Below are 11,122 nucleotides of genomic sequence, written 5' to 3' on the forward strand. Positions count from 1 at the left end.
CGGCGCCTGCGGGCGGGCCCGCGCGCGGTGCGGAACCCGCCGAAGCGGGCGCCGCCGTCGTCGTCCTCCCGTTCAGGGGATCAGGACACCGGATCCGCGGCCGCCGCGAACTGCGACATGTAGAGCCGGTAGTACGGGCCTTCGGCCGCCAGCAGCTCCGTGTGGTTGCCCTGCTCCACGATCTTGCCGTCCTCCATCACCAGGATCACGTCGGCGTCCCGGATGGTGGAGAGCCGGTGCGCAATGACAAAGCTGGTGCGGTCCGTGCGCAGCGCTGCCATGGCGTGCTGGACGAGCAGTTCCGTGCGGGTGTCCACCGAGCTGGTCGCCTCATCCAGGATCAGCAGCGACGGGTTCGCCAGGAACGCGCGCGCGATGGTGATCAGCTGCTTCTCACCGGCGGAGACGTTGTTGCCCTCTTCGTCGATCACCGTGTCATAGCCGTCCGGAAGCGCCCGCACGAAGCGGTCCACGTAGGTGGCCTTAGCGGCCGCCATCACTTCTTCCTCGGTGGCGTCCAGGTTGCCGTAGCGGATGTTCTCGTAGATGGAGCCGCCGAACAACCAGGCGTCCTGCAGCACCATGCCCACCTTGGACCGCAGCTCGGCCCGGCTGAGGGCGGTGATGTCCACCCCGTCGAGGGTGATGCGGCCGGCATCCAGTTCGTAAAAGCGCATCACCAGGTTCACCAGGGTGGTCTTGCCCGCGCCCGTCGGCCCCACGATCGCCACCGTCTCGCCCGGCCGCGCGGCGAAGGAGAGGTCCTCGATCAGCGGCTTGTCGGGGCTGTAACTGAAGCTGACGTTGTGGAACCGGACCTGCCCTTCGGTTTGGGCGGGCAGCGATTCGGTGGCGGTGTCCGGGGCCTGCTCGTCGGCGTCGAGCAGCTCGAAGACGCGCTCGGCCGAGGCGACGCCGGACTGCAGCATGTTGGCCATGCCCGCCATCTGGCCCAGCGGCTGGTTGAATTCACGCGAGTACTGGATGAACGCGGTGGCATCGCCCAGGGTCATGGAGCCGGATGCCACGCGCAGGCCGCCCACCACGGCGATTCCGACGTAGCTCAGGTAGGAGATGAACTGCATGACCGGCATGATCATGCCGGAGACGAACTGCGCGCCGAACGAGGCCTTGTAGAGTTCCTCGTTCTTTTCGTCGAACTGTTCCACCGACTGCTGCTCGCGGCCGAAGGCGCGGACCAGATCATGGCCGCTGAACGATTCCTCGATGTGCCCGTTGAGCGCTCCGGTGTTCTTCCATTGCGCGGTGAACAGCTTTTGGCTGCGGGTGCCGATGAGGCCGGCGCCCACGGCGGAAAGCGGCAGGGCGATCAGGGCGATCAGGGCCAGCTGCCAGGAGACGATGAACATCATGATGGTGATGCCGAGCAGGCTCAGCGCGGACATGATCAGCTGCGCGAACGCCTGCTGCAGCGCCTGCTGGATGTTGTCGACGTCGTTGGTCACCCGGGAGAGCATGTCGCCGCGCTGGCGGGTGTCGAAGTAGTTCAGCGGCAGTCGGTTCAGCTTGGCTTCCACGTCGCGGCGCAGCCCGAAGACCACCCGCATGACGATTTGGTTCAGCAGCCAACCCTGCAGCCACATGAACAGCGACGCGACCACGTACATCCCCAGCACCAGCAGGATCAGGTTGCCCAGCAGTTGGAAGTCGATGCCGACCCCGGGAACCAGTTCCATGCCGCTGAGCATGTCGGCAAACTGGTCCTGGCCCTGGGCGCGGAGCCCGGCGATGACTTCTTCCTGGCTGGCGCCGGCGGGCAGGTTCGCGCCAATGGCGCCGCTGAAGATGACGTCCATCGCGTTGCCCAGCACCTTGGGCGCAATCACATTAAGCACGACTGCCACCAGCACCATGGCCAGCACCAGGATGATCCCGGCCTTCTCCGGCTTCAGCAGCCCGAACAGGCGCTTGGCGGACGGCCAGAAGTGCTGGGCCTTGCGGACCGGCGTCCCGGTCATGAAGTCCTGGTCGGCCTCGCCCGGCTGGAACTGTTCTTCCAGCACCTCGGCCTCGGCTTCAGCGGCGGCTCCCGGCGTTGGCGCCGTCACGGGGTCCGGCCCGGTGGCCACCTCGGCCGGGGCTTCCTTGTCCGGCGTCATGCCGCTTCCTCCACCGCAGTCTGGGATTGAACAATTTCCTGGTAGGTCTCCGAGCTCTCCAGCAGCTGCCCGTGGGTGCCGCGGGCCACGATCTGTCCGTGCTCCATCACCAGGATCTGGTCCGCGTCGATGATGGTGGCGACGCGCTGGGCGACGATGATGACTGTCGCGTCGCCGGTGGTCCCCTTGAGGGCGGCCCGCAGCCTGGCGTCGGTTGCCACGTCCAGCGCGGAGAACGAGTCGTCGAACAGGAAGACCTTGGGCTTGGCCACCAGGGCGCGGGCGATGCACAGCCGCTGGCGCTGGCCGCCCGACACGTTGGTGCCGCCCTGCGAGAGCGCCGACTGAAGCCCCTTGTCCTTGGCACGGACGAAGTCCTCGCCCTGGGCCACGCGCAGCGCCTCCCAGAGTTCTTCATCCGTGGCGTCCGGATCGCCGAACCGCAGGTTGTGTGCCACCGTGCCGGAGAACAGGTAGGGCCGCTGCGGCACCAGCGCCACGCGGTCCGTGATGTCGGTGCGCTCCATCCGGGTGACCGGAACACCGTCGATGAGCACCTCACCGCTGTCGGCGTCGAACAGCCGCGGGAGCATGCTGATCAGGGTGGTCTTGCCCGCGCCGGTGCTGCCGATGATCGCCGTCGTCTGCCCCGGCCGGGCCGTGAAACTGACGTTGCGCAGCACGGGTTCCTCTGCGCCGGGATAGGAGTACGTGACGTCGCGGAACTCGACGACGCCGGCCGGTTCCCGGGCCTGCTGCGGCTCGGCGGGTTCATGCACGGAGGGCTCGACGTCGAGCACCTCGCCGATGCGTTCGGCACAGACCGAGGCCCGGGGAATCATCATCGCCATGAAGGTGCCCATCATCACCGCCATGAGGATCTGCAGCAGGTACTGCAGGAACGCCGTCAGGGCACCGACCTGCATCTCGCCCGCGTCCACGCGAAGTCCGCCAAACCACAGCACCGCCGCCGTGGCCAGGTGAAGGATCATGCCGATCGAGGGGAACATCAAAACGAACAGGTTGCCGACCGAGACCGAGACATCGGTCAGTTCGCGGTTGGCCTTCTCGAAGCGCTTGGCCTCGTAGGGCTCGCGGACAAACGCCCGGACCACGCGGATGCCGGTAATCTGCTCACGGAGCACCCCGTTGATGTTGTCGATCTTCGTTTGCATCATCCGGAAGAGCGGCATCAGCTTCCAGACCAGCAAACCGACGACGACGAACAGCAGCGGCACCGATGCCCACACCAACCACGACAGTTGCAGGTCCTCGCGCAGTGCCATGATGATGCCGCCGACGCACATGATGGGTGCCATCACCATGAAGTTCAGTCCCATCAGCACGAGCATCTGCACCTGCTGGACGTCGTTGGTGCCGCGGGTGATGAGGCTCGGCGCGCCGAATCGTCCTACCTCCCGGGCGGAGAACCCGGTGACCTTGTGGAAAATGCCGCGGCGGAGGTCGCGGCCCAGGGCCATCGCTGCCTTCGAGCCGAAATAAACCCCGGCGATCGCGGCCGCCACCTGGATAAAGCTGACCACCAGCATGAGGCCGCCGGTGCCCCAGATGTAGTCGGTGTCGCCCCGGGCCACGCCCTCGTCGATGATCTGGGCGTTCAGGCTGGGGAGGTACAGCGCGGCGATGGTCGCAATCAGCTGCAGCACCACCACGGCGAACACGTAGGGAAGGTAGGGGCGGCCGTAATGGCGGATGAGGCGGAGCAGCATCGGGACGTGACGCAACTTTCGGCGAAAGGGTGGATTGAGGCCAGATAGAGGCTACACCTTGGCCAGAGCCGCTGTAACCCACGGCAGATGAACTTCTGCCCCGGCCTTCAGCGGACCGCCGGTTACCCCGCGGTTCTTCGTCCCGTGCGACACAAAGCGGCGGCGATTGGCCACGCCTGTAGCCCGCTGGAAGACTGAGGCGCACCAAACCGAGACACGGCGGAGGAAACCTCGTGAACGACCAGATGTTCCAAATCATCGCCATGCTGATTTACATGGCAGGCATGCTGGCCATCGGATGGTGGGCCTACCGGCGCACGAGCGATTTGGACGACTACATGCTTGCCGGCCGCGGCCTCAAGCCCGGCGTCGCGGCACTGAGCGCCGGCGCCTCGGACATGTCGGGCTGGCTGCTGATGGGCCTGCCCGGGGCGCTCTACGTCGGCGGGTTGTTCGAAGCCTGGATTGCCATCGGCCTGACGATTGGCGCCTGGCTCAATTGGAAGTTCGTGGCCCCGCGGCTGCGCTCCTACACGGAGGTATCCAATAACTCCATCACCGTCCCCAGCTTTTTGGAGAACCGGCTCAAGGACCGCTCGCGGCTGCTGCGGATAGTCTCCGGCGTGATCATCCTGGTATTTTTCACCTTCTACGTCTCCTCCGGCATGGTGGCCGGAGGCGTCTTCTTCGAATCCTCCTTCGGCTCCACCTATGGGGTCGGCATGCTCGTGGTCGGCGGCGTCACCGTCCTGTACACGTTGTTCGGCGGCTTCCTCGGCGCCAGCTATACCGACGTCGCCCAGGGGCTGTTGATGTTCGCGGCCCTGCTGCTGGTTCCGATCGTCGGTGTGTTCGCCACCGGCGGCCTGGCTGCCACCATCGACTCCATCCGTGAGGTGGATCCGAGCCACCTCAGCCTGTTCACCGGTGGTGCAGTCGCCGGCATTTCGGCTGCGGCCTGGGGACTGGGCTACTTCGGGCAGCCGCACATCATCGTCCGCTTCATGGCCTTGCGCACGCCCGGCGAGGCCACGGCGGCCCGCCGGATCGGCATCGGCTGGATGCTCATGACGGTATTCGGCGCCGTTGCCACCGCGCTGGTGGGCGTGGCCTACTTCCAGCAGAACCCGGGCGCCACCCTCACGGACGCCAAGTCCGCCGAATCGGTGTTCCTGGACCTCGCGCAGATCCTGTTCCACCCGTTCATCGCCGGCTTCGTGCTGGCCGCGGTGCTGGCGGCGATCATGAGCACCATCTCCTCCCAGTTGATCGTGTGCTCGTCTGCCCTGGTGGAGGACCTGTACAAGATCTTCGCCCGCAAGGACGCCCCGGCGAAGACCCAGGTGATGCTCGGCCGCCTGGGCGTGCTGGTCGTCGCCCTCGTGGCGGGCCTCCTGGCCTGGAGCCGCAACGACACCATCTTGGGGCTCGTAGCCTTCGCCTGGGCCGGGTTCGGTGCATCGTTCGGGCCGACCATCATCCTGTCGCTGTTCTGGCGCAAGCTCACCGTCGCCGGCGCGCTCTCCGGCATGCTGGCCGGCGCGGTCACGGTGTTCATCTGGGGCACCTCGGCGCTCTCGGCCACCATGTACGAGATCGTTCCGGGCTTCATCCTCAACGTCGCCGTCGCCGTCGTCGTCAGCCTCTTCACGCACAAGCCGCAGCCGGACATCGAGACGGAGTTCGCCGAAGCGGTCAGCCGCGCAACCGCGGGGAAGCCGTTCGTGGCTGCCGGAGAGCGCTGACCCACCCGGTCAACGGACCGCAAAGGGTGCCCTTTCCGACGTCGGGAAGGGCACCCTTTCGCGTTGCACACCATGCGCTGCCCGGCAGGCTAAGCGCTCCGCCGCCCGCCCTCGTGATTTACAGCGCCGGCGAGAACCAGCGGCCGGCCGGCAGCCGTCGAAGCTCCGCAAAAATCCCGCGTTAAACCGTCGACATAACTATCTCCATAGGTATAGAGTCGAAGTATCTTGGAAATGTGCAATGCGTCACACTCCGGCCCGCCATCGAGGAGGACAAGAACCCATGAGCGCCAAGAATCTTCAGGAAGTTTTGGACCAGTCCGGCAACACCGTCGAGATGCTGCGCAACTCGCAGATCGGCGCCTACATTTACCCCGTTGTCGCCCCGGAATTCACGAACTGGCGCAGCGAGCAGCGCGCCTGGCGCGAGTCCGCGGTCCTGTTCGACCAGTCGCACCACATGGACAACCTGTTCATCAGGGGCAAGGACGCCCTGAAGCTGATTTCGGACACCGCCATCAACTCGGTAGCCAACTTCCCCGTGAACAAGGCCAAGCAGTACGTACCCACCACGCCGGCCGGGCACGTCATCGGCGACGGCATCCTGTTCCACGAAACGGAGGACCAGTACGTCTACGTGGGCCGCTCCCCCGCCGCCAACTGGCTGATCTATCACGGTGAGACCGGCGGCTACGACGTGGACATCGAGGTGGACCGGCGCTCCCCGTCGCGGCCCATGGGACAGCCGGTGAAGCGCAAGTACTGGCGCTTCCAGATCCAGGGCCCGAACGCCTGGAAGATCATCGAAAAGGTCAACGGCGGCCAGGTTGAACAGCTGAAGTTCTTCAACATGGACCAGATGCAGGTCGCAGGCCGGCAGGTCCAGACCCTGCGCCACGGCATGGCCGGCGCACCGGGGCTGGAGATTTGGGGACCGTACGAGACGTACGACCAGGTCCGCGACACCATCCTGGAGGCCGGCCAGGAGTTCGGCCTCTTGGCCGTCGGTTCGCGCGCCTACCCGTCGAACACCCTGGAATCGGGCTGGATCCCCTCCCCGCTGCCCGCCATCTACACCGGCGAGGAGCTGCGCCCCTACCGCGAATGGCTCGGCGCCGACAGTTACGAGGCGGTCAACGCGGTCGCCGGCAGCTTCGTTTCGGACAAGATCGAGGACTACTACCTCAACCCGTGGGAGCTTGGGTACGGCCACATGGTGAAGTTCGACCACGACTTCATCGGCCGCGAGGCGTTGGAGAAGATCGACCCGGCCGACCAGCGCAAGAAGGTCACGCTCGAATGGAATGCCGAGGACATGGCGAAGATCTTCGCCTCGCTCTTCGACACCGAGGGCACGCCGTACAAGTACTTTGACCTGCCGCTGGCCAACTATGGTTCGTCCAATTACGACGCGGTGCTCGATGCCGCCGGCGAGACGATCGGCCTGTCCATGTTCACCGGCTACTCCGCCAACGAGAACCGGGCGCTGTCCCTGGCCACGGTGGACGCCGACGTGCCGGAGGGCACCGAGGTCACGGTGCTCTGGGGCGAGCCCGACGGCGGGACCCGCAAGACCACCGTGGAGCCGCACCGGCAGCTGAACGTGCGGGCCATCGTCAGCCCGGTGCCGTATTCACAGGCAGTCCGCCAGGACTACCCCGGCGGCTGGCGCTCCGGACAGAAGGCCTGAGCCAGGCTGCGTTAGGCCGCGACGGCGGGGAAGGTGCCAAGGGCACCTTCCCCGCCGTTTTGCCGTTTTCCTGGCGCCGCTCAGGCGGGACCGTCGTCAGCTGCTGTTTTCCTGGCTGCCGGTTTCTTCGATGTACCGCTCGCCCGACTCGGTCTCGCCGACGCGGAAGTGCTGCTCCATGTGCTCGATCGCCGCGGCGTCTTCGGGGCCGGGCGCGCTGACTGGATCGTCAATAGCCGTCCGGTCGGCATCGCCGTAAACGTTGGCCAGACCCTTCTTGGCATCCGCAGGCAACTCACCGGGCGGGAGCAATTCCTCGTCCCGGGAGGTTTCGCCGCCCTGGTTCTCTTCGCGCTCCGTACGGTCGTAGCGGTCCGGGTTGTTGATTTCCTCGCTCATGAATCTCCTTCCCTCAAGCGCTGGTGCGCCCTGTCTTCACCTAACCACAGAGCGGCGGTGCGCAACAGGGCCGGGAACCGCCCACCACGCCCCCAGGGGCTCCATCAGCCAACCTGGGCGGGGCCACGCCGGCGGCCCGATCCGGCCCTGACTCCCGCGAGCGAGCGCCGCTCAGGAGCCGCGCTGCCCAAGTATTAGAACCTGTTCAAGCATCGTCCCCTGTCAGGGCGCCATGGCGCACCAAAAGATGGACACTTCCGTCTGAACGTGGACAGCGCAGCCCCCGGAAGCCGGCTGGGCATCGCCGCGGCGCGGAGTCACCGTCCCCGATGAGCTTCCGTTCGCGCAGCGCTACCGTCCGGCGCGGAAGTCTTTGACCCAGTCCGCCGTGGCCTTCATTCCGCCGAACGTGTAGAAGTGAAGCTTCACCGTGCCGTGCACCGATGGGTCATAACGGCCGGCGAATTCCTCCAGGAACTTGTCCGGCCCGGCCGTCCCCAGCAGGTTGGTCAGGGAGAAGCCGTACTTGTGCACGATCCCGGCGGACGAGGCCACTCCGAACCGCTTGGCATAGTTCAGCAGCCTCTTGACCCCGGCCGGCCCGGGGATGCCGATGCGCACCGGCGCGTGGATCCCGCGGCGGCGGGCCTCGGCCAGCCAGTCGAAGACGGGATCCGTGTCGAAGCCGAACTGCGTGATGATGACCGCTTCAAGGTCTTGCCGCTGCAGTTCGGCATGCTTGTCTTCCAGCGCCTTCCACAACACCTCGCCGGAAATGTCCGGATGCCCCTCCGGGTAGCCGCTGATGCCCACGCGGCGGATTCCGTACCGGGGCAGGAGCCCGCTGCGGATGACCTCGAGCGAGTCCGGATAAGGCCCCATCGGCTCGGCCGGGTCGCCGCCGACAACGAAGACGTCCTCCGGTGCCGCATCGGCGGACAACGCCTGCAAGAAGTCTTCCAACTCGGCCCGCGACGCCAACCGCCGGGCAGAGACATGGGGTACCGGCAAGAAGCCGTGCCGTTTGACGGCGGCCGCCGCCGCAACCCGCGTCGGCAGGTCCTCGTTTCCCAGGAAGGTGACGTTGATCCGCGTTCCCGCCGGAATCGTGCCGGCGGCATCTTCCAGCGCGGGAACATCCTTGCCGGTCATCTCGAGCGAGAAGTCGTCGAGCAATGTCCGGGCCGCCTGGGACGGCGCGTGCTTGGGGTCGGCCATAGTCGGAATTCCTTCCTCGTGTGGTGCCGGTCACCCTTGACCGACCTGCAGCGAGTCTAGCCGGAAAGCCACTACCAACATAGGGGGTGATAAGTGGTTTGCATTTCTCAATCACTGGGTGGATACTATGTGAGCCTTTCCTTCTAATCCCAGGAACAACCATGTCCACGCCCCGCGCGCTGCGGCCCTTCGCCCATCGCAACTACCGCATCCTCATTTCGGCCCTGGCCATCTCGGTCTTCGGCGCCGGCATGTGGGCCGTAGCCATGGTGTATCAGGTCATCGCCCTGGGCGGCGGACCCATTCAGCTGTCGCTCGTCGCCACCTGCGCCAGCGTCGGTTTGTTGGCGTTCGTGCTGCTCGGCGGCATCGCGGCGGACCGTCTTCCGCGCCGCCGCCTGATTATCAGCGTGGAGGCGGCCAACCTGGTGGCCATCGGCGCGGTGGCCCTGCTGGCCATGACCGGGCTGCTGCAACTGTGGCACCTGGCCGCAGCCGCCTTCCTGCTGGGAGTCGGTGCCGCGTTCTTTTTTCCCGCCTACTCGGCCATCCTGCCGAGGATCCTGCCGGCCGAGGACCTGCTGGCGGCCAACGGCATGGAGGGCACCATGCGGCCGTTGCTGCAGCAGGCCGCCGGACCGGCGGCAGCGGGCATGATCGTCGCCTCCTTCTCCCCCGGGGCGGCCATCGGGTGGATCACGCTGTGCCATCTGTCCGCGTTGATCATCCTGAACTTCCTCGGACAGGAACTGGCTCCGGATGCAGGGACGACGGCGTCGGTCGCCGCTGCAGACGAGCCCCCGGGCAAGCGCGGCTCCGTGCTGGCGGATCTGCGCGAGGGCGTGGCCTACACGCTGAAGACTCCCTGGCTGCTCTGGACGCTGCTGTGGGCCGTCGTGAGCGTGCTCATCTTCATTGGCCCCATTGAGGTACTGCTGCCGTTTGCGGTTGCAGACCAACTGGGCGGGGACTCGCGCACGTTTGGCTTCCTGCTTGGCATCTTCGGCATCGGCGGCGCCACCGGGGCGATGGTGACTGCCTCGCTGCGGCTGCCCCGGCGCTACCTGACCATGATGCTGCTGTTCTGGGGCGCCGGCGCCCTGCCGATCGCCGTCATCGGCTTCACCGGCAGCTTTTGGTGGATGGCCGCGGCACTGTTCGTGGTCGGCGCGACCGGCAGCGCGGGCCAGGTCATCTGGGGCACGCTGCTGCAGCGCCGGGTGCCGCCGCACCTGCTCGGCCGGATCTCCAGCCTGGACTTCTTCGTCTCGCTGGCGTTGATGCCGGTCTCCATGGCGCTCGCCGGGCCGTTGGGCGAAGTCGTGCCTGTCTGGCTGATTTTCCTGCTGATCGGCCTCGCCCTGCCGCTCCTGGCTGTGCTGGCGCTTATTTTCGGCGGAATGCTGAAGGACGAGCTTGAGCACCCGCTGGACCGGACTTTGGAACCGGTTGGGCCGGCGCGCACTTAGCGCGGCCCGGCATCCCGTAAACAACGGCTTCGGGACCACGATCCACGATCAACCTCGATTTTCGCGTGGCCATCCGACTACCGATGGATATAGTGATTGGCAACACAACACTGAAAAGGAAGTTGAATCAGTGAGTCTCCGCTACGCCTTGCTGGCGCTGCTCAGCGTCGAACCCATGACCGGCTACGACCTCTATAAGGAATTCGAGTCGTCCGTCGGGAATGTGTGGCACGCGCCCGACTCCCAGATCTATCCGGAACTGCGGCGGATGGAGCAGGAAGGGCTGCTCGACGGGGAGGAGGTCATCTGGGGCCAGCGCGGGAGGAAGCGCCGTTACCACATCACCGCCGCCGGGCTACAGGCCTTCCGGGAGTGGATGAACACCACGCTCGACTACACCCGGGTGCGGGATCCAGCCCACCTGAAGGCGGCCTACCTGGAGTGGGCCGAACCGGACGCTGCGCGCGAACAGATGCGCGCGCACATTGAGCACCACACCGCGCTCCGGCAGCAGTGGGAGCAGCGGATCCGCGAGATCGACGACGACAGCAGCGAGATGCTCAATCGCCGGTTGGCCGGCACCCCGGCGAGCGAACGGACGCGGGTAAAGGCCTTCAAGCGCTTTACCTATGAAGGGCTCGTGGCCCGTGCGGAACAGGAGATTACCTGGGCCCGCCGCGGCCTCGCGCTCATCGACCGGCTTTCCGACCAGCCGGGCGTCCAGCAGCCGCAGGCGCCGCAGCCTGCCGGC

The 11,122-nt window shown here is 66.2% G+C and carries 8 protein-coding genes; 4 read left to right on the top strand and 4 right to left on the bottom strand.

The features are described from left to right. Positions 1-80: 80 nt before the first annotated feature. Both AC5RUJ_RS05480 and AC5RUJ_RS05485 read right to left on the bottom strand, forming a co-directional pair. The gene (locus AC5RUJ_RS05480; protein ID WP_494025177.1) at positions 81-2,120 is read right to left on the bottom strand and encodes an ABC transporter ATP-binding protein; all 2,040 of its coding nucleotides are present in this window, start codon (positions 2,118-2,120) and stop codon (positions 81-83) included. Continuing rightward, the gene (locus tag AC5RUJ_RS05485; RefSeq protein ID WP_494000895.1) at positions 2,117-3,850 is read right to left on the bottom strand and encodes an ABC transporter ATP-binding protein; all 1,734 of its coding nucleotides are present in this window, start codon (positions 3,848-3,850) and stop codon (positions 2,117-2,119) included. Before AC5RUJ_RS05485 ends, AC5RUJ_RS05480 begins: the two co-directional genes overlap by 4 nt. A 233-nt stretch (positions 3,851-4,083) precedes the next feature. On the opposite strand from AC5RUJ_RS05485, the gene putP reads away from it, so the two are divergent. After that, entirely contained in the window at positions 4,084-5,595 is a 1,512-nt protein-coding gene (gene putP, locus AC5RUJ_RS05490; protein WP_494127587.1) for a sodium/proline symporter PutP, read from the top strand. Between the two features lie 283 nt (positions 5,596-5,878). Next, positions 5,879-7,285 carry a vanillate/3-O-methylgallate O-demethylase gene (gene ligM, locus AC5RUJ_RS05495; protein ID WP_494127588.1) on the top strand — a complete coding sequence of 469 codons (1,407 nt, stop codon included), beginning with the start codon at positions 5,879-5,881 and terminating at the stop codon, positions 7,283-7,285. 96 nt (positions 7,286-7,381) lie between these two features. Here ligM and AC5RUJ_RS05500 read toward each other — a convergent pair whose 3' ends face one another. Together AC5RUJ_RS05500 and AC5RUJ_RS05505 are read right to left on the bottom strand one after the other, a co-directional pair. Further along, positions 7,382-7,684, bottom strand: a complete 303-nt coding sequence (locus AC5RUJ_RS05500) for a hypothetical protein (RefSeq protein WP_494024192.1) — start codon at positions 7,682-7,684, stop codon at positions 7,382-7,384. A gap of 351 nt (positions 7,685-8,035) precedes the next feature. Continuing rightward, entirely contained in the window at positions 8,036-8,902 is an 867-nt protein-coding gene (locus tag AC5RUJ_RS05505) for a methylenetetrahydrofolate reductase (protein WP_494013701.1), read from the bottom strand. 161 nt (positions 8,903-9,063) lie between these two features. On the opposite strand from AC5RUJ_RS05505, the gene AC5RUJ_RS05510 reads away from it, so the two are divergent. Together AC5RUJ_RS05510 and AC5RUJ_RS05515 are read left to right on the top strand one after the other, a co-directional pair. After that, entirely contained in the window at positions 9,064-10,371 is a 1,308-nt protein-coding gene (locus tag AC5RUJ_RS05510) for an MFS transporter (protein WP_494100941.1), read from the top strand. Positions 10,372-10,501: 130 nt separating this feature from the next. Beyond that, the coding region (locus AC5RUJ_RS05515; RefSeq protein ID WP_494155653.1) for a PadR family transcriptional regulator at positions 10,502-11,122 on the top strand (621 nt) is incomplete at its 3' end.

Source organism: Arthrobacter sp. Y3223164 (genome assembly GCF_059091005.1).

Excerpts from the sequence above, each read along its gene's own strand:
- AC5RUJ_RS05480 (WP_494025177.1), bottom strand. The coding sequence starts at position 2,120 with ATGACGCCGGACAAGGAAGCCCCGGCCGAGGTGGCCACCGGGCCGGAC.
- AC5RUJ_RS05485 (WP_494000895.1), bottom strand. The coding sequence starts at position 3,850 with ATGCTGCTCCGCCTCATCCGCCATTACGGCCGCCCCTACCTTCCCTAC.
- ligM (WP_494127588.1), top strand. The coding sequence starts at position 5,879 with ATGAGCGCCAAGAATCTTCAGGAAGTTTTGGACCAGTCCGGCAACACC.
- AC5RUJ_RS05500 (WP_494024192.1), bottom strand. The coding sequence starts at position 7,684 with ATGAGCGAGGAAATCAACAACCCGGACCGCTACGACCGTACGGAGCGC.
- AC5RUJ_RS05505 (WP_494013701.1), bottom strand. The coding sequence starts at position 8,902 with ATGGCCGACCCCAAGCACGCGCCGTCCCAGGCGGCCCGGACATTGCTC.
- AC5RUJ_RS05510 (WP_494100941.1), top strand. The coding sequence starts at position 9,064 with ATGTCCACGCCCCGCGCGCTGCGGCCCTTCGCCCATCGCAACTACCGC.